This is a genomic window from Nocardioides acrostichi (genome assembly GCF_015319165.1).
GTDB lineage: Bacteria > Actinomycetota > Actinomycetes > Propionibacteriales > Nocardioidaceae > Nocardioides > Nocardioides acrostichi.
Genome location: NZ_JADIVZ010000003.1, coordinates 198,128 through 215,921, shown reverse-complemented (window position 1 = coordinate 215,921; position 17,794 = coordinate 198,128). Strand labels below are relative to the sequence as shown.

Below are 17,794 nucleotides of genomic sequence, written 5' to 3'. Positions count from 1 at the left end.
CGTGTCACCGAACGACCTGGACTCCGCCCTCATCGACTCCCTCATCGACTCCGTCATCGACTCCGCACGGGGCTGGCTCGACGACGACCCCGACCCCGCCACCCGCGCCGAGCTGAGCAGCCTCGTCGATCGCTCCGCAGCGGGCGACGCGGCGGCCGCGGCCGAGCTCGCCGACTGCTTCTCCGGTGTCTTGGAGTTCGGTACTGCCGGGCTGCGCGGGCGGCTGGGCCCCGGGCCGAACCGGATGAACCGGGTGGTGGTGGCCCGCGCGGCGGCGGGGCTGGCCGCCTACCTGGGCGGGGGCAGCGTGGTCGTCGGCTACGACGCTCGGCACAACTCCGAGAGGTTCGCGCTCGACACCGCCGAGATCCTCGCCGGCGCCGGACTCACGGTGCACCTGCTGCCGCGCCCCCTACCGACCCCGGTGCTCGCCTACGCGGTCCGCGAACTGGGCTGCGCCGCAGGCGTGATGGTGACCGCCAGCCACAACCCGCCGCAGGACAACGGCTACAAGGTCTACCTCGGCGACGGTAGCCAGATCGTCCCGCCCGCCGACACCGAGATCGCCGCGGCCATCGCTGCCGTGGGCACGGTGGCCGACCTGCCCCGGGCCACGACGTCTCGGCGCGTCGACGAGGCGCTGGTCGACCGGTACGCCGACACCGTCGCGGCCCTGGTCGACGACGGTCCGCGCGATTTGCGCATCGCCTACACGCCCCTGCACGGCGTGGGCGCCGACACCCTGACCCGGGTGCTCGAGACGGCGGGGTTCGACAGCGTGTCGGTCGTCGCCGCACAGGAGGCACCCGACCCCGACTTCCCCACCGTCTCCTTCCCGAACCCCGAGGAGGACGGCGCCCTCGACCTCGCGCTCGCGCTCGCCGACGAGGCCTCCGCCGACCTGGTGGTCGCCAACGACCCCGACGCCGACCGTTGCGCCGCTGCCGTCCCGACCCCGACCGGGTGGCGGATGCTGCGCGGAGACGAGGTCGGCGTGCTGCTGGCCACGCATCTTCTGCAACGGGGAACGCGGGGCACCTTCGCCACGACCATCGTCTCCTCCTCCCTGCTCGGCAAGGTCGCCGCGGCCGCCGGACAGTCCTTCGCCGAGACGCTCACGGGTTTCAAGTGGATCGGGCGCGTCGACGGTCTCGCCTTCGGCTACGAGGAGGCCCTCGGCTACTGCTGCGACCCCGAGCACGTGCGCGACAAGGACGGCGTCTCCGCCGCGCTGCTGCTGTGCGAGCTCGCCGCGTCACTCAGGGCCGAGGGGCGCACCCTGCTCGACCTGCTCGACGACCTCGCACGCGAGCACGGTCTGCACGCCACGGACCAGCTCAGCGTGCGTGTCGACGACCTCACCCTCATCGGCGACGCCATGGAACGCCTGCGAGCATCGCCGCCCGCCACGCTCGGGGGCCTCGACGTAGCCCGCGTCGACGACCTCGCGCGGGGGTCGGCCGACCTGCCTCCCACCGACGGGCTCCGCTTCTCGCTCGCCGACGGGGCGCGCGTCGTCGTGCGCCCGAGCGGCACCGAGCCGAAGCTCAAGTGCTATCTCGAGGTCGTCGTCCCCGTGGAGGCGGGCGTCACCGACCGGGTCGACGCCGTCGAGGCCGCCCGCATCTCTGCCGCCACTCGCCTCGACGCGATCCGCTCCGACCTCGGTCTGGCCCTGGGGCTCTAGCGCAGCAGGAGCAGCACGACCAGCGCGAGCGCGGGCACGACCACGGCCGCAACGGACGGCCAGGCTCGCTCGCGTGCGACCTGCTCCGCCAGCGCCGCCTGCTCGGGCGAGCGCGCCCTGATGCCGCGCGCGCGCAGGTCTGCGTCGATCTGTCGGCCCAGCTCCTCCTCGACGTACGTGGCGAACTCCAGGCCACCCTCGTCGGAGCCCGACCCCCACATGCGGTCACCTCCGAGAGCGCCGCCCCAGAGACCTCCGCGGACCTGCTGAAGCGCCGCGCTGGAGCCCATGACGGCCTTCTGCCGCGAGCGCCCGATGGAGGCGTTCACGTAGCGGTCCCCACCGACGTGGGCAGCGAACACCTGCCGCACCACCACCGAGCGGATCGCCGCGAGCGGGATGCGCACGGTACTGAAGGGGTTGCGCAGCACCAGCACGCCGTGCTCGACCCACAGGCGAGGCCTGAGCAGCGTGGTCCACACCAGGGCGGCCGCCAGGAGACATCCCGCCGCGAAGGCGAAGGAGGTCACGGTGCGCTCGCCGACCAGCGCTGCCACGATCGTCACGGCGCAGATAAGCAGTCCGAGGATGCCCGTGACCCGACCGCTGGTGGGCGCGAAGCGCGTGATGCCGTCTTGTGGCTGGGGGCCTCGCATGGGATTGAGAGTAGTGGGCGCTCGATCCCTATCCTGGCCCGGTGACCGATCCCAGCCCCGCCGCCAGTTCCTCGCCCAGCAGCACCGCCGTCGCGCGCATCATCGACCACACTCTCCTCAAGCCGGAGGCCACCCGCGACCAGGTCGCCGATCTCGTCGCCGAGGCGCTCGACCTCGGCACGTACTCGGTGTGCGTGTCGCCGTCGATGCTGCCGCTGGTGTTGCCCGAAGGGCTGAAGCTTGCGGTGGTGTGCGGGTTCCCGAGCGGCAAGCACACCTCCGCCGTCAAGGCCGCAGAGGCGGCGGAGTCGGTGCGACTCGGCGCCGACGAGATCGACATGGTCATCGACATCGGCGCCGTCAAGGAGGGCCGCTTCGACGACGTCGAGGCCGACGTCGCCGCCGTGCGCGCCGCCGTGCCGGCCCCGGCCGTGCTCAAGGTGATCATCGAGTCTGCCGCCCTCACCGACGACGAGATCGTCGGCGCGTGCCGCGCAGCCGCCGCGGCCGGGGCCGACTTCGTGAAGACCTCCACCGGCTTCCACCCCAGCGGTGGCGCGAGCGAGCACGCCGTCCGGCTCATGGCGCAGACCGTCGGACCCGGCGTGCAGGTCAAGGCCTCCGGCGGCGTCCGCACCATGGCGCACGCCCGCACGATGATGGCGGCCGGCGCGACTCGTCTGGGCGTCTCGGGCTCGCGTGCACTGCTCGAGGACGACGCCCCGGCCAGCTCGGACTACTGATGCCCGGACCCGCCCGGGTCGTCGTGCTGGCCGGGCCCTCGGGCTCCGGCAAGTCCCGCCTCGCGGCCCGCCTCGGCCTGCCGGTCCTACGACTCGACGACTTCTACCGCGACGGCGACACCTCGGTCGACTGGGACCACCCCGACTCCTGGCTGCTCGACGACGCCGTCACCTGCCTGCTCGCCTTGTGTCGGGAGGGTCGCGCCGAGGTGCCGGTCTACGACATCGGCGCCAGCGCGCGCACGGGCTGGCAGACCTTCGACCTCGGCGGGCACGACCGGTTCGTGGCCGAGGGCATCTTCGCGCCGCTCGTCGTCGCCCCCATGCAGGACGCCGGCCTGCTCGCCGGCGCCTTCTGCGTACGTCGCACCGCGTTCGTCACGTTCTGGCTGCGACTCGCGCGCGACCTGCGTGAGCATCGCAAACCTCCTGCCCTGCTGGTGCGACGCGGCCTGGCTCTCGCCCGCGCTCAGGGTGCGGTGGTGCAGGACGCCGTGTCGCACGGCTGCACTCCGCTCACTCCCGGCCAGGTCGTCGCCCGCCTCCGGTGAGGCACCCACTGAGGGCAGGGCAACATCTTCTCCACAGTTCGCTGTCGGACCTTCCGATAGAACTGGTGTTCGACTAGAATCTGGTCATGACGCCGGCTCCTGCACCTCAGTCCTCAGGGCTGTTGAGTGTTGCGGTGTCGGCGCAACGCGAAGCCCAGTCCGCCGAGACGCGGCTCTGGGAGGCGGCCGCGGAGTGGTGTGCCGCGCACGCCGAGGGTCATGTGCCGGACTGTGTCGCCGGTGGCCCGCTGGGCGTCGTGACCGAGGAGTTGCTGGCCGCCTATGAGGTCGAGGGTGGTGACCGCCTCATCGGTGCCGGTGGCCCGGGGACGCCGCTGGTGGCGGAGTTCGCGGTCATCGAGCTCGCCACCGCCCTGGGGCGATCGGATGCGTCGGGTCGGGCGTTCGTGGGGGCGGTGATGGAGACCCGCTTCCGCCTCCCACTGCTGTGGGAGGCCATGACTTCGGGGCGGGTGGCGCCGTGGCGGGCACGTCGTATCGCCGAGGAGACCATGCGCCTCGGGCCTGAGGCTGCTGGGTTCGTGGACCGGATGATCGCACCCATCGCACACAAGACCGGCCTGCGGGCCCTGGACGGTCTCGTCGCGGACGCGATCGCCCGCTACGAACCCGAGACCGCTGAGGCCGACCTCGCCGACGCCCACGCCCACCGGCACGTCACGATCGAGCTCGACCAGCCCGGCCAGGGCGCGATGTGTGCGTTCGACGGCCTCGTGCGGCTCGACGGACTGTTGGACCGGGCTGATGCCGAGGACCTCGACCTGGCTCTACGGAATCTCGCTGCGGAGCAGTACGCCCTCGGCTCACCCCTCGAGCTCGGTGAGCGCCGTGCGGCTGCGTTGGGGCAGCTCGCGAGGAACCAGACGATGCTCGACCTGACCGGCACAGCGGCGACGGCGAAGCCCACCACGGTGCCTGCCCGGCAGCTCGTGCTCCACGTGCGCCTCTCGAGCGAGGCCGTCTCTGGCGCACCAGTTCTCGACCCCGCCACCGGCGCCCTGGGCATCCACCTCGCCCGCGTCTCCACCGAGCAGGGCTCGCACCGCGCGACCGTGACGGCGGAGCAGGTCGCGGCCTGGGCCGGCAACCCCGACACGAAGGTGGTTGTGAAGCCGGTCGTCGATCTCACCGAGACCGTCGCGGTCGACGCCTACGAGGTCCCCGACCGCATCGCCTTCCGGGTCAAGGAGCAGCGCCAGACCTGCGCCTTCCCCTTCTGCCAATGGTCAGCGATGCGAGCCGACCTCGACCACATCGACGAATACGCGCCCATGTCCGAGGGCGGCCCACCCGGCCAGACCAGCACCGAGACGCTCGCCCCGCTGTGCCGGACCCACCACCGTGCCAAGACCCACCCGTCACCCAGTCGCCAAACGGGGCGATCGGAGAGACGCTGGCGCTACCGACGCATCCGTCCCGGGCTCTATCTCTGGAACTCACCTCACGGCCGGACCTTCCTGGTCGACCCTGACGGCACCGAACACCTCACCTGACTGAAGATCGTCCTGCCCCGTGGCGCATGCTCTTCGCCGCCCGCGACGAGGAACTGTCACCTCCCTAGTCAACGCGACGTCAGGTTGTTGTCACGTCGCTAATGTGACCTGACCCGCCCCGCGAGTTTCGTTGCTACTTCAAGTCAAGGGCCGCTGCGCGGCCTCGGGTTCGCCTGCCGTCCCTCCGTACGATGCATCCGCGTCCGCTGCGATTTAGGGGAATAGGTGTACTCATGCGTCTTCACCGCTACGCGATGCTCACCTTCGAGGTCCCAGTCCCTCGCGTCGAGACATGGGGGTACACCACGAGCGAAGGCGTTGACGTCGCCATCAACAACGTTCAAGGCGCCGACGCCACGCGGCGACCCGACGATGCGGGCATGACATTCGTAACCCCACGCAAGGCTCCAACTTCCGAGCCGACCCAAATCTTGCTCCATGCAGAGATCGAAACGAGATTCGACGTCGTTGACTCGTTGCAGATTCGCCTTCCAAATGAACCCCGCGAAGCGGCAGAAAGAGCACTTTCTGAGATGGCCTCGATAATCGGAGTCTTAGGTGAAACACAATGGACGCTGACGTCACCTAGGCCGTATCTCATAGTGTCTGCTGAGTCCGAAGAAGAAGCAGCGGTAGTACGTGCGACGAAGCGGATCATCCTGCCCGGATGGAAGCCAGCCCCGCCGTTCCACGGCCAAGGCCTCGGGCGTGCGATCGACCTGGCACACGTTCTGAGCGACCGCCTTGACGGCGTGACCCTGCTGGGTGCCGCGCTGCGAGCCGGACATGGCATTCCGAAACTTCACGAGCTCTTTCGCGTGCTGGAAAACGGTTTCGGTTGTGCGGGAGGTTCCCTCGTCGGCCCTCTGACCTCATTCCTGCAGTCCTATCCAGGCTGGAACCTGGGGTACAGCCGAAGCGAAGTGCGGGATTGGGTAGTCGAACTGCGACACCCGTCGACACATGCTGACCTGACGAAGAGTCAGCGAATCGCATATGACTCTGACGTAGAGCGACATTTGTACCGTATCGAGCAGGCCGCCTATGACGTGTTCTTCAACAAGCGCTCTTGGAACAGCTCCAGCACCGGAAGGCTCATGCGATGGACCTTCGACGCAGCAGTCCGAGCCGATGGCAGCTGGATTGTAGGACCCGCACCCATCTTCCGAACCAGCCTGGTCAATGATCATTTCGGCACGTTCCCGTTGACCGAAGCATGGCAACTCAACACCGATCACCTGAGTGAGGACTGGCTAGCCGCGGACTGGTACTTCTCGGAGGCGGACAGAAGGGCTCTCGGAATGGACTGAGCGACTGGCCACGCTCGGTCGGCAAGGGCGCGTCCTAAAGATTGCTCGGGTTGCCCAAGCGTGCGCCGCCGAGCAACCCAGGTCGGGAAGGCGATGGTGCTGCACCCGCTTCGACGAGGAAGCATTAACGACTAGCGAGGTTCCTCTTTCTGCTCTGCCCGCCTCAACCACAGACCACTACCGCCGCAGCAATCGCCGCGCCACCAGCGCCCCGAGCCCGGCGACGACGACCTCCTGCGGCAGCCGGCGCGGCGACTCGTTCTGGATGCTGATGTGCCAGTCGTCGACGACCCTGGGGTACGGGGAGCGGCCGAAGAACAGCGTGCTCGGCTTGTCGGCGTCCGGGGCACAGGCGCCGAGCATGCCGGCGACCACCCGCCCCCGACGCGAGGCGGGTGCGAGCCGGGCGAGCGCGCCCATCGCGGCCAGGCCGACAAGCCCGTCGACGACCGCGACCTGGAGGAAGATCCGGCGCTCACCCCAGTGCGGCAGCGAGTCGAGGGCGAAGTGCGAGGCCAGGCCCGCGACGAAGGCGGACGACGGTCCGGGGGCCACGGAGCCGATGATCGCGCCGGACACGACATGGTTGGTGATCAGCACGTCTCGAACGTACGCGGCCAAGATGAGCCGCAGATGAACGGACCCAGGGCGTCGCCCTAGCGCACGGCGTCGTCCAACGTGGGGTCCAAGGCGGCATAGCCCGGCTTGACGACCTCGTCGATGAGCGCGAGCCGCTCGTCGAAGGGCAGGAACGCCGACTTCATCGCGTTCACCGTGACCCGGCGCAGGTCGGCGAGCGTCCAGCCGAACGCCTCGACCAGCGAGCACATCTCGGCTGTCATCGAGGTGCGGCTCATCAGCCGGTTGTCGGTGTTGACGGTGACCCGGAAGCGCAGGTCGTTGAGCAGCCCGATCGGGTGCTCGGCGATCGAGGCGACCGCCCCGGTCTGCACATTGCTGGCCGGGCACAGTTCCAGCGGGATCCGCTTGTCCCGCACATACGCCGCCAGCCGGCCCAGCGTGACCGAGCCGTCCTCGGCCACGGTGATGTCGTCGATGATGCGCACCCCGTGCCCGAGCCGGTCGGCCCCGCACCACTGGAGCGCCTCCCAGATCGACGGCAGCCCGAACGCCTCGCCGGCGTGGATCGTGAAGTGCGCGTTCTCGCGGCGCAGGTAGTCGAAGGCGTCCAGGTGTCGGGTCGGAGGGTTGCCCGCCTCGGCGCCCGCGATATCGAATCCGGCGACCCCCCTGTCGCGCCAGGCCACCGCCAGCTCGGCGATCTCGCGCGAGCGCGCCTGGTGCCGCATGGCGGTCAACAACTGCCGGACGACGATCCCCCTCTCTGCCGCGGCCACCGCCTCGTCGAAACCCTCCTGCACGGCGGCGACGACGTCGTCGAGACTGAGTCCCTGCTCGACGAACAGCTCCGGGGCGTAGCGCACCTCGGCGTACACCACCCCGTCGTCGAGGAGATCCTCGACGAACTCGCGAGCCACGCGACGCAGCGCCGGTGCGGTCTGCATGACGGCCACGGTGTGCGCGAACGTCTCCAGGTAGCGCTCCAGCGAACCCGAGTCGGCCGCCGTAGCGAACCAGTCCGCCAGCGACTCGGCACCCCGCTCGGTGCTGCCGGGCGGCAGCTCGTGCCCACACTCGGCGGCCAGCTCGAGCACCGTGGCCGGGCGCAGACCACCATCGAGGTGGTCGTGGAGCACGACCTTGGGGGCACGGCGCACCTGCGCCGGTGTCGGAACGGTAGGTTCGCTCGCGGCACTCATGGGCGCCATCCAACCACCGCGCCCTCCACCGACCGACCCCAGGGAGATCACATGCGGGTGTTCAGCTCGTTCGACGACGTCTCGGCCGCGGCAGGAGAGGAGCTCGGCACCAGCGAGTGGATCGAGATCGACCAGCAGCGGGTCGACACCTTCGCCGACGCCACGAACGACCACCAGTGGATCCACGTCGACGCCGAGCGCGCTGCGGCCGGTCCCTTCGGCGGCACCATCGCCCACGGCTACCTCACGCTCTCCCTCATCCCGTGGCTGGGCAGCAAGGTGTTCGCCTTCGAGACACCCGGCGCGAAGCTGAACTACGGCGTCAACAAGGTCCGGTTCCCCCACCCGGTGCTCGTCGGCAAGCGGCTCCGGGCGCACGTCACGCTGGGCGAGGTCACCGACCTGCCGGCCGGCAAGCAGGCCACGATCCGGACCACCATCGAGATCGAGGGCGAGGCCAAGCCCGCGTGCGTCGCCGAGAGCGTCGTCCTGCTGCTCAGCGAGTAGCCAGCCGGGCGACCACCAGGTCGGCGAAGGGCTCGGCCAGCTCGGGCACGAGGTCGAGGTAGAGGCCGGGCTCGATCAGCTCGACCTCGCCGACCACCAGCGCACCGTCGATCTCGAGCAGGTCCACGCGGGCGTAGTCGAGCCGGTGACCGAGGAGCCGCTCGGACGCCGCCACGGCGGCCAGCGCGAGATCGCGGCAGGCCGGGTCGACATCGACCGCGCGACTCGTGCCGCCACGCTCCTCGTGCACCCGCAGCTCACCGGGTGCGGGCAGCTTGTCGATCTGTACCACCACCGCACCGTCCAACACGACCACCGACGACTCGCCCCGAGTGCCGATCGACTCCACCACCGGCTGCGCCAGCCACGGCCCCGGCGTGAGTCCCATGAGCTCGGGATCCTCCGGCCCCGTGACCCGCAGCAGACCCGTACCCCCGGCTCCGACCGTCGGCTTCACCACGAGCTCACCCCAGCGGGCCACCGCCCGCGACAACCCCGCGCGCAACCGCGGATCGGCCAGCAGCATCGACGGCACCACCGGCACGTCGTCGGCGAGCGCCAGCAGGTAGCGCTTGTCGTGGTTCCACTCGAAGGCGCCGACGCCGTTGAGCACGGGAACGCCGAGGCCTCGCGCCCACGTGAAGAACTCCACGAGCCGCCGCTGGTAGTCCCACGTCGAGCGGACGGCCACCAGGTCGGCCCGCTCCCACGGCACCGACGGGTCGTCCCACCGCGCCCACGCCGCGCTCACCCCGCGTCGCGCCAACGCCTCGACGACGAGGACACCGCCGGGCTCGCCGTCCGGCATCAGGCCGAAGGTGGCGAGCAGCACCCGCGGAAGGGCCACCTCAGCCGATCCGGTCGATCACGAGCGGCGAGGTGTCGACCGTGGCACCGGGAGCAGCCACGTCGTAGCCGCCCTCGAGAGCCGCGAGCGCCCGCTCGAAGCGCCACTCGTCGTCGGTGTGCAAGGTGAGCAGCGGTTCCCCCGCTGTCACCGTGGCACCGGGCTTGGCGTGCATCTCGACCCCGGCACCGGCCTGCACACTCTCCCCCGGCGCCGCCCGGCCCGCGCCCAGCCGCCACGCCGCGAGACCGACGGCCATCGCGTCGAGCCGCCCCAGCACACCGGTGCTCGGAGCCGGCACGACCTGCGTGTGACGCGCCGTCGGCAGCGCCGCGTCGGCGTCGCCGCCCTGAGCCGCGATCATGGCCCGCCAGGTGTCCATGGCCGACCCGTCGGCCAGCGTGTCGGCCGGGTCGACGTCGCCTCGTCCAGCGCCGGCGAGCATCTCGCGCGCCAGGGCGAGAGTCAGCTCGACGACGTCGTCGGGGCCCCCGCCGGCCAGCACCTCGACCGACTCGCGCACCTCGAGTGCGTTGCCGGCGGTGAGCCCGAGGGGCGTCGACATGTCGGTGAGCAGCGCGGTGGTGCGCACACCCGCCCCGGTGCCGAGCGCCACCATGGTCTCGGCCAGCTCGCGCGCCAACGCCTCGGTCTTCATGAACGCGCCCGTGCCGACCTTCACGTCGAGCACCAGCGTGCCCGTGCCCTCGGCGATCTTCTTGCTCATGATCGAGCTCGCGATGAGCGGGATCGCCTCGACGGTGCCGGTCACGTCGCGCAGCGCGTAGAGCTTCTTGTCGGCCGGAGCAAGCCCCGACCCGGCCGCGCAGATGACGGCGCCGATGTCGTCGAGCTGCGCCAGCATCTCCTCGTTCGACAACGCGGCTCGCCAGCCGGGGATCGCCTCGAGCTTGTCGAGGGTGCCGCCGGTGTGGCCGAGCCCGCGACCGGAGAGCTGCGGCACCGCCACACCGCACGCCGCAACGAGCGGTGCGAGGGGCAACGTGATCTTGTCGCCCACACCGCCGGTGGAGTGCTTGTCGGCCGTCGGCCGCGAGAGCGTCGAGAAGTCCATCCGCTCGCCCGAGGCGATCATGGCGTCGGTCCAGCGTGCGATCTCGCGGCGGTCCATGCCGCGCAGCAGGATCGCCATCGCGAGGGCCGACATCTGCTCGTCGGCCACCATCCCACGGGTGTAGGCGTCGACGACCCAGTCGATCTGGGAGTCGCTCAGCGCTCCCCCGTCGCGCTTGGCCGCGATCACCTCGACCGCGTCGTGCCGCTCACTCACCGACTGCTCCTCGCCCTCTCGCACCACATGTCTGCACAGGTCATGCCTGCACGCGCACCCTACGGAACCCCCGCAGCACGAACGTGCCGCGGTGGGCCGGCTCCCCCGCCAGCCGAAGACCGGGGAACCGCTGCCACATCGCCGCCACCGACTCGGCCAGCTCCATGCGCGCCAGAGGGGCGCCGAGACAGAAGTGCACGCCGGCCCCGAAGGCCAGGTGTGGGTTGACCTTGCGCGCGGGGTCGAAGGTGTCGGCATCCTCGAACACGGTCGCGTCCCGGTTGGCCGAGCCGAGCAGCAGCACGACCTTCTGCCCCGGCTCCACCTCGACCGACGAGGACGGCGACCCGAGCGTCAGCGGTTCAGTCGCCGTCCGCTCGAAGAGCTGGAGGGCGGAGTCGAAGCGCAGCATCTCCTCGACGGTCAGGGCCACGTCGTCCGCCGGCGCGAGCCCACGGCGCAGCATCGCCACCAGCCCGTTGCCGAACACGTTGACCGAGGCCTCGTGCCCGGCGTTGAGCAACAGCACCACCGAGGCGACGATCTCGTCGTCGCTGAGGTCGGTGTCGGCGAGCTGGCTGATCAGATCCTCCGCCGGACGACGCCGCCGCAGGGCCACGAGGTCGCGCACGAGAGCAGCGAAGTCGGTCGCGGCCGCGACCGCCGCCGCCTCGACCGCGGCGCCGGGCGAGGGTTCGTACATCCGCACGATCGCCTGTGACCACCGACGTAGGTCATCGACGTGACGCAGCGGCACGCCCAGCAGTTCGGCGATCACCAGCACCGGCAGCGGCTCGGCGTACTCGGCCAGCACGTCGAACCCCGCGGGGTCGACGGCGTCGAGCAGGTCGCTCGCCAGGGCCTGCACCCGTGGGCGCAGCCGGTCGACGTGACCGCGATTGAACGCTGCCGCCACCGGACGCCGCAGCCGGGTGTGCTCGGGCGGCTCGTTCTCCATCATCTGGTGGCGGTGCAGCAGGTTGAACGGCGCCAGCGCATCGGCCGGCTCCCGGTCGCGCCACACGCGGCCCAGCCGCCGGTCGCGCTGGGCGGCTGCCACAGCCGCATGCGAGAAGGCGACCGCGGCGCCGCGCCCGTCGTCCCAACCCTCGTGCCACGCCACGTCGTGGCGCTGGCGCTCGGCCGCGAGCACCGGGTAGGGATCCCCCGCGAACGCGGGATCGGTGAGATCAAGCGAGGTCGTCGGCACCGAAGGCATCGGGCAGCACCTCGCTCATCGATCGCTCACCCGCAGGCGTCAACAGCAGCAACGACGCACCGCCGTTCTCCCAGAGCAGCTGGCGGCACCGGCCGCACGGCATGACGAGCTCCGCCTCTGCCCCCACCCGGCCGCCCACGCAGACGAACCGCGTGAGCCGCCCGCCACCGGTGAGGTGCAGCTGGCTCACGAGTCCGCACTCGGCACACAGCCCCACGCCGTAGGCGGCGTTCTCCACGTTGCAGCCGGTCACCAGGCGACCGTCCTCGGCGAGGGCCGCGGCGCCCACGCCGTAGGCGGAGTACGGCGCGTAGGCGCGTAGCCGGGCCTGCTCGGCCTCGGCTCGCAGCCCCGTCCAATCGATCTCGGGGTCGATCTCGGGATCGGTCTCGGCCATGTCAGCCCGTACTGCCGCGACGGTAGATGAGTCCGTCGGCCGCCGGCATCCGCAGCGACTGGGCCGCGTAGGCCAGCACGAACAAGGTGGCCACGTAGGGCGCCATGCCCGCGAAGTTGGCGGCGATGGTGTCGGTGGTCGCGTACCAGAGCGTGAACACGCCCCCCAGCACCAGCGACACCGCCCCGCGCACACTGATCGCGCGAGCCAGGCCGAGGGCCGCGGCTGCCGCCAGGGCGAGCGCCGCCAAGCCCACCAGGAGCGCGGCGGCGTCGGTCAGCACGTAGGCGAGGAACAGGACGGCGATCACGCCGAGCGCCGCGGGAGCTGCCGCAGCCGGCACGCGATCGCGCACCACCATCGTGACCGACACGGCGAGCAAGAACAGCCCGATCACCAACAGCAGGGCGTGCAGGGATTCGGTGCCGCCGCGCAACTGCAGCGCGGTGGTGTATCCGAAGATGAGCGCCCCCATCAGCAGGCCCAGGGGTCGCCAGTTGCCGAAGATCATCGCGGCCAGGCCGATGTAGCCGATGCCGTTGCTCATCCCGTTCTGGTAGCCGGACGACGCCACCAGCGCCAAGTACGCGCCGGCCAGGCCGGCGAGACCACCGGAGATGACGACGGCGATGACCTTGTAGAGGTACACGTTCACGCCCAGGGACTCAGCCGCCGAGGGCGACTCGCCCACCGAGCGCAACCGGAGGCCGAACGGCGTCCACCACAGCACCACGAAGGAGAGCACGAAGAGCAGCAGCGCCAAGACCGTGACAAGCGACAGACTCCGGGTCAGCGCGCCCACGATGCCGGCGAGATCGGAGAGCACGAACCATCCGTGCCGCTCGACGTCACGGCTGGCGTCGACGAGCGGGCCGATCGTGATCGTCGGTGGACTGTTGAGCGGAGGCGACTGTGTCGGCCCGCCGTTGGGGAGGTCTGCGAAGAAGACGCTGGCCAAGAAGGCGCACAGTCCCGCGGAGATGATGTTGATCGCCACACCGGAGACGATGTGGTCGACGCCGATCAAGACCGTCGCGACGGCATGCACGAGGCCGCCGATGGCGCCGAAGGCGATGCCACCGAGCAGACCCGCGACGATGCCGTAGTGGTAGGTGCACACGCCGGCACCCAGAGCACCGGCCAGCAACATGCCCTCGAGACCGATGTTCACCACTCCCGCACGCTCCGACCAGAGCCCGCCCAGGCCGGCGAGCGCGATCGGAACGGTCGAGATGAGCGCGGCCCGCAAGGCGCCGCTGGAGTCGATGTCGCTCGCCCCCGAGGCGATGCGCACCAACGAGACCACCACGAGTCCGGCGGCTGCCACGAGCATCCAGCGCACCGCGCCGGGCAGGCCCTCCCACGTCACGCGAGCACCTCCTTCGCGCTCGTGGCGGAGGAGCGTCGCGCCACGGATGCCTGTTCGGACCGAGTGCGATACCGCTGGACGATCGCGTACGCCACCACCACCGAGAGCACGATGATGCCCTGGGTGACAGAGACGATCTCCGGGGAGATGCCCGCGAGCACGTTCAACTGGGTACCCCGGTCGACGAGATAGGCGAAGATCGCCGCACCGAACACGATGCCGCCCGGATGGTTGCGCCCCAAGAGGGCGACGGCGATTCCCGTGAACCCGAGCCCGGGCTGGAAACCGGTGCCGTAGGCGAAGGTGTCGGAGAAGAGGCTCGGCATCGCGATGAGGCCGGCGATGGCTCCTGAGGCCAGCATGGCCACGAGCGCCATCCTGCGTACGTCGATGCCAGCCGCTGCCGCCGCCGTCTCCGAGGCACCAGCGGCGCGGAGCGAGAACCCGAAGCGGGTGTAGGTGAGCACGACCCAGTAGGCGACACCGACGACCACGGCCAGGAACGCGAGCCCGTCGATCCCCGACGAGGCACCGGGGATGATTCCCACCTCCGGGATCCGGCTGCTCTCCGGCATGGGTGTGGTGGTCTGCGAAACCCCGATGTTGGTGCCGTACTTGGCCAACAGATAGGAGACGAGCAAGCCCGAGATCGCGTTGAGCATGATGGTGCCGATCACCTCGCTCACACCGCGCGTCACCTTCAAGACTCCCGCGATCCCGGCCCACAAGGCTCCGGTGACCATCGCGATGAGCACCGCCAGCACGGTGTTGAGGGGGCCGCTGACGAGACCACCTCCCGCGAACCAGGCGGCCATGAAGGCAGCCAGTCCGTACTGGCCCTCGACGCCGATGTTGAAGAGGTTCATGCGGAAGCCGATGGCAGCGGCGACACCGGAGAGGTACAGCGCCGAGCCGGCGTTGATGATGTTCACCTGCTGGCGGGCGTTCGGCGGGGTCGACATGACACTCCAGAAGCCACCGACGTCCTCTCCGACGAGGGCGAGCAGTGCGGTGGTCACCAGCGCCGCCGCCACCAGCGCCAGCACCGGGGTCGCCAGCGAGAGGGCGACGCGACGAAGCAGGTCCATCAGATTCCTCGGCTCGTGGTTGATGCGCCGGTCATGGCCGAGCCGAGCTCGGAGGCCGTCACGTGCGCAGGGTCGAAGGTCTCGGAGAGGCGACCGCGCAGGATCACTCGGATGGAGTCGGAGAGCCCGATGAGCTCGTCGAGGTCGGCGGAGATGAGCAGCACCGCGAGTCCCTCGCGGCTGGCCGCGCGGATGTGTCCCCAGATGGCCGCCTGGGCACCCACGTCGACACCCCGCGTGGGGTGCGCCGCGACGAGGAGTCGAGGGGCGCCGCTCATCTCACGGCCGACGATGAACTTCTGCTGGTTGCCACCCGACAGCGCACCGGCAGAGGTGCTCTCCGACGGCGTACGCACGTCGTAGTCGGCGATGATGCGGCGGCTGTCGGCTTTCGCCGCGGCCGGCGCCAACCAGAACCCGCGGGTCGCCGGCGGACGGGTCTGGTGTCCGAGGATCCGGTTCTCCCACAAGGGCGAGTCGAGTAGCAACCCGTGCCGGTGCCGGTCCTCCGGGATCACCCCGATGCCCAGGGCGCGCCGACGGCTGACGCTGAGTCCGGCGAGCTGCTGCCCTTCGAGCAGTACCGAGCCGGACGCCGGGATCATGCCGACGATCGCCTCGACCAGCTCGGTCTGACCGTTGCCCTCCACCCCTGCGATGCCGACTACCTCGCCTGCGTGGATGTCGAGCGAGTCGACGTCCAGCACTGCCCGATCACCGTCTCGCACCTGGACGTCGCGCAGACTGACCACCACCCGGTCGGTGACGGTGGGCTCGTCGTTCTGCGGCGAGGGCAACTCGGAGCCGACCATCAGCTCGGCGAGCTGCCGCGCGGTCACGTGGGCAGGCTTCACCGAATCCACCGTGGTCCCGCGCCGCATCACGGTGATGTCGTCGGCTGCGCCGAGCACCTCGTCGAGCTTGTGCGAGATGAAGATCAGGGTGTGGCCCTCCCGCTGGAGCTCGCGCAGATTCGCGAAGAGAGCATCGACCTCTTGCGGCACCAGCACCGCCGTGGGCTCGTCGAGGATGATGATGCGGGCACCGCGGTAGAGCACCTTGAGGATCTCTACTCGCTGTCGGGCACCCACGCCCAGGCCGCGGACGGGCACGTCGGGGTCGAGTGCGAACCCGTAGGCCTCACTGAGCTGGTTGATCCGCGCCCGAGCCGAGGAGCCGATGCCGTACAGCTTCTCGGCGCCCAACACGACGTTCTCGAGGACCGTGAGGTTGTCGGCGAGCTGGAAGTGCTGGAAGACCATGCCGATTCCGCGCGCGATGGCATCGGACGGCGACTTCGGCGCGAACGGCTGCCCGTCGACCTCCATCGAGCCCGTGTCGGGAGCCTGGACGCCGTAGAGGATCTTCATCAGCGTCGACTTGCCGGCGCCGTTCTCGCCCACGAGAGCGTGGATGCTGCCCGCCGCGACCTCGAACGTCACGTCGTGGTTCGCCACGACTCCGGGAAAGCTCTTGCCGATGCCTTGGACGCGGATGGCGGGGGCGGTGGGCACCTCGGCTCCTGACCTGCTCACGTACTGCTCCTGGCTGGGACGGTTGAGACGTGCGGTGGCCCGGACGACGCTACTCGCATCGCCCGGGCCACCGGGACTTGCACGCCCGAGAGCGGCGTCAGGAGGCGCTGGGCACCTTGACGTCTCCGGACTTGATCTTGTCGGCGTAGCCGTCGATCTCGTCCTTCACGTCATCGAGGAATCCGCCCGACGTGGAGTACCCGACGCCGTCGTCGGAGAGGTCGTAGGTCACGACCGGTCCGTCGACGTTGCCGTCAGCCACCGACTTGGAGAAGTCGAAGACACCGGTGTCGACGCGCTTGAGCATCGAGGTCAGGATGTGCGACTGCTCGTCGGCAGAGGCGCTGAGGTACTGGTCGGAGTCGACGCCGATGGCCCAGACACCCTCGGGAGCGTCAGCCACGGCCTCGAACAGACCGTTACCGGACTTGCCCGCGGCGTGGAAGATGACGTCGACGCCCTTCTCGATCATGCCCTCAGCGGCCGTCTTCGCGCCAGCGGGGTTGGCGAACGCGGTCTCGCCGTCGTTCTGGTCGCGGGTCAGGTACTGGACGTCGACATCGATCTTGGGGTCCACAGCCTTGGCACCGGCCACGTAGCCGACCTCGAAGTTGCGGATCAGGTTGCCGTTGTTGCCACCGATGAATCCGATCTTGCCGGACTCCGACTTCAGCGCGGCAGCGACACCGACCAGATAGGAGCCCTGGTTGGCGGCGAAGGAGAGGTCGATGAGGTTGCTGTCCTGCGCCAGGGCGGTGGCGTAGCCGTCGACCACCGCGAAGTAGGTGTCGGGGTAGTCCTTGGCGACCGCGGCAGCTGCCGGCGAGTACGAGAACCCCACGCCGATCACGGGGTTGAAGCCGGCATCGGCGAGCGCCCGGAGACGCTCCTCACGCTCGGTGTCGCTCTCGTTCGGCTGAGCCTCGGCCTCGGAGCAGGTCGCGTCGAGCTCGTCGACGGCCTTCTCGATGCCTGCGTAGGCCGAGTCGTTGAACGACTTGTCGCCACGGCCACCCACGTCGTACGCGAGGCCGATCTTGGGCCCGTCGCCGTCGGCGGTCTTGCACACGTCATTGCTGGCCGCCGAGGCGTCGCCCGAGGCCGTGTCATCGCTGCTGCCGGAACCGCCGCACGCGGTCAGCACCAGGGTTCCAGCGGCCATCATCAGGCCGATGTTGCGGAGCTTGCGCACCCTTGTCCCCTCATCGTGAGTCCATGGCGCCGCTCTCGTCAGCAGGCGCCGGTTGGCACCCTAGGGGGTGTTGCCGGCCGGTCGCGAGCGCGACGGACCCCCATCAT

17 protein-coding genes are annotated in these 17,794 nt (G+C 70.1%); 6 read left to right on the top strand and 11 right to left on the bottom strand.

The features are described 5' to 3' along the window. The first annotated feature begins 1 nt into the window (after position 1). Positions 2–1,687: a phospho-sugar mutase gene (locus ISG29_RS08855; protein ID WP_328828503.1), complete on the top strand. Its 1,686-nt coding sequence runs from the start codon at positions 2–4 to the stop codon at positions 1,685–1,687. Here the strand turns inward: ISG29_RS08855 and ISG29_RS08850 are convergent. Next, positions 1,684–2,343: a hypothetical protein gene (locus ISG29_RS08850; protein ID WP_194503055.1), complete on the bottom strand. Its 660-nt coding sequence runs from the start codon at positions 2,341–2,343 to the stop codon at positions 1,684–1,686. The two genes, ISG29_RS08855 and ISG29_RS08850, sit on opposite strands and share 4 nt — an antisense overlap. A 41-nt stretch (positions 2,344–2,384) precedes the next feature. Between ISG29_RS08850 and deoC the strand changes: the two genes are divergently transcribed. From deoC to ISG29_RS08830, 4 genes are all read left to right on the top strand, one after another. Next, positions 2,385–3,086: a deoxyribose-phosphate aldolase gene (gene deoC / locus ISG29_RS08845; RefSeq protein ID WP_194503054.1), complete on the top strand. Its 702-nt coding sequence runs from the start codon at positions 2,385–2,387 to the stop codon at positions 3,084–3,086. After that, a complete protein-coding gene (locus tag ISG29_RS08840; protein ID WP_194503053.1) occupies positions 3,086–3,637 on the top strand; it encodes a uridine kinase family protein in 552 nt (183 codons plus the stop codon). The genes deoC and ISG29_RS08840 overlap by 1 nt, the downstream gene beginning before the upstream one ends. Before the next feature lie 86 nt (positions 3,638–3,723). Further along, positions 3,724–5,151: an HNH endonuclease signature motif containing protein gene (locus tag ISG29_RS08835; RefSeq protein WP_194503052.1), complete on the top strand. Its 1,428-nt coding sequence runs from the start codon at positions 3,724–3,726 to the stop codon at positions 5,149–5,151. A gap of 233 nt (positions 5,152–5,384) precedes the next feature. Further along, complete coding sequence (locus tag ISG29_RS08830; protein ID WP_194503051.1) at positions 5,385–6,461, top strand: hypothetical protein; 1,077 nt, start codon at positions 5,385–5,387, stop codon at positions 6,459–6,461. A gap of 177 nt (positions 6,462–6,638) precedes the next feature. Here the strand turns inward: ISG29_RS08830 and ISG29_RS08825 are convergent, their stop codons facing one another. Both ISG29_RS08825 and ISG29_RS08820 read right to left on the bottom strand, forming a co-directional pair. After that, positions 6,639–7,061, bottom strand: coding sequence for a hypothetical protein (locus ISG29_RS08825; RefSeq protein WP_194503050.1), 423 nt, complete (start codon positions 7,059–7,061; stop codon positions 6,639–6,641). A 56-nt stretch (positions 7,062–7,117) separates the two neighbouring features. Continuing rightward, the gene (locus ISG29_RS08820; RefSeq protein WP_194503049.1) at positions 7,118–8,242 is read right to left on the bottom strand and encodes an adenosine deaminase; all 1,125 of its coding nucleotides are present in this window, start codon (positions 8,240–8,242) and stop codon (positions 7,118–7,120) included. A 51-nt stretch (positions 8,243–8,293) separates the two neighbouring features. Between ISG29_RS08820 and ISG29_RS08815 the strand changes: the two genes are divergently transcribed. After that, a complete protein-coding gene (locus ISG29_RS08815; RefSeq protein ID WP_194503048.1) occupies positions 8,294–8,749 on the top strand; it encodes a MaoC family dehydratase in 456 nt (151 codons plus the stop codon). Here the strand turns inward: ISG29_RS08815 and ISG29_RS08810 are convergent. From ISG29_RS08810 to ISG29_RS08775, 8 genes are all read right to left on the bottom strand, one after another. Next, on the bottom strand, positions 8,739–9,596 hold the full coding sequence (locus tag ISG29_RS08810) for an ATP-grasp domain-containing protein (protein WP_194503047.1): 858 nt from the start codon (positions 9,594–9,596) through the stop codon (positions 8,739–8,741). The genes ISG29_RS08815 and ISG29_RS08810 overlap by 11 nt on opposite strands. Position 9,597: 1 nt before the next feature. Beyond that, a complete protein-coding gene (locus tag ISG29_RS08805) occupies positions 9,598–10,887 on the bottom strand; it encodes a thymidine phosphorylase (protein WP_194503046.1) in 1,290 nt (429 codons plus the stop codon). A 40-nt stretch (positions 10,888–10,927) separates the two neighbouring features. Continuing rightward, positions 10,928–12,106, bottom strand: a complete 1,179-nt coding sequence (locus ISG29_RS08800) for a cytochrome P450 (RefSeq protein ID WP_194503045.1) — start codon at positions 12,104–12,106, stop codon at positions 10,928–10,930. Then, entirely contained in the window at positions 12,078–12,503 is a 426-nt protein-coding gene (locus ISG29_RS08795; protein WP_194503044.1) for a cytidine deaminase, read from the bottom strand. Before ISG29_RS08795 ends, ISG29_RS08800 begins: the two co-directional genes overlap by 29 nt. A 1-nt stretch (position 12,504) precedes the next feature. Next, positions 12,505–13,872: an ABC transporter permease gene (locus ISG29_RS08790; protein WP_194503043.1), complete on the bottom strand. Its 1,368-nt coding sequence runs from the start codon at positions 13,870–13,872 to the stop codon at positions 12,505–12,507. Continuing rightward, positions 13,869–14,960: an ABC transporter permease gene (locus ISG29_RS08785; RefSeq protein WP_194503042.1), complete on the bottom strand. Its 1,092-nt coding sequence runs from the start codon at positions 14,958–14,960 to the stop codon at positions 13,869–13,871. The genes ISG29_RS08790 and ISG29_RS08785 overlap by 4 nt, the downstream gene beginning before the upstream one ends. Beyond that, the gene (locus tag ISG29_RS21580) at positions 14,960–16,495 is read right to left on the bottom strand and encodes an ABC transporter ATP-binding protein (RefSeq protein WP_328828495.1); all 1,536 of its coding nucleotides are present in this window, start codon (positions 16,493–16,495) and stop codon (positions 14,960–14,962) included. The genes ISG29_RS08785 and ISG29_RS21580 overlap by 1 nt, the downstream gene beginning before the upstream one ends. A gap of 97 nt (positions 16,496–16,592) precedes the next feature. After that, positions 16,593–17,687 carry a BMP family lipoprotein gene (locus ISG29_RS08775; protein ID WP_328828493.1) on the bottom strand — a complete coding sequence of 365 codons (1,095 nt, stop codon included), beginning with the start codon at positions 17,685–17,687 and terminating at the stop codon, positions 16,593–16,595. Positions 17,688–17,794 lie beyond the last annotated feature (107 nt).

Excerpts from the sequence above, each read along its gene's own strand:
- ISG29_RS08800 (WP_194503045.1), bottom strand. The coding sequence starts at position 12,106 with ATGCCTTCGGTGCCGACGACCTCGCTTGATCTCACCGATCCCGCGTTC.
- ISG29_RS08830 (WP_194503051.1), top strand. The coding sequence starts at position 5,385 with ATGCGTCTTCACCGCTACGCGATGCTCACCTTCGAGGTCCCAGTCCCT.
- ISG29_RS08785 (WP_194503042.1), bottom strand. The coding sequence starts at position 14,960 with ATGGACCTGCTTCGTCGCGTCGCCCTCTCGCTGGCGACCCCGGTGCTG.
- ISG29_RS08820 (WP_194503049.1), bottom strand. The coding sequence starts at position 8,242 with ATGAGTGCCGCGAGCGAACCTACCGTTCCGACACCGGCGCAGGTGCGC.
- ISG29_RS08815 (WP_194503048.1), top strand. The coding sequence starts at position 8,294 with ATGCGGGTGTTCAGCTCGTTCGACGACGTCTCGGCCGCGGCAGGAGAG.
- ISG29_RS08795 (WP_194503044.1), bottom strand. The coding sequence starts at position 12,503 with ATGGCCGAGACCGATCCCGAGATCGACCCCGAGATCGATTGGACGGGG.
- ISG29_RS08850 (WP_194503055.1), bottom strand. The coding sequence starts at position 2,343 with ATGCGAGGCCCCCAGCCACAAGACGGCATCACGCGCTTCGCGCCCACC.
- ISG29_RS08835 (WP_194503052.1), top strand. The coding sequence starts at position 3,724 with ATGACGCCGGCTCCTGCACCTCAGTCCTCAGGGCTGTTGAGTGTTGCG.
- ISG29_RS08840 (WP_194503053.1), top strand. The coding sequence starts at position 3,086 with ATGCCCGGACCCGCCCGGGTCGTCGTGCTGGCCGGGCCCTCGGGCTCC.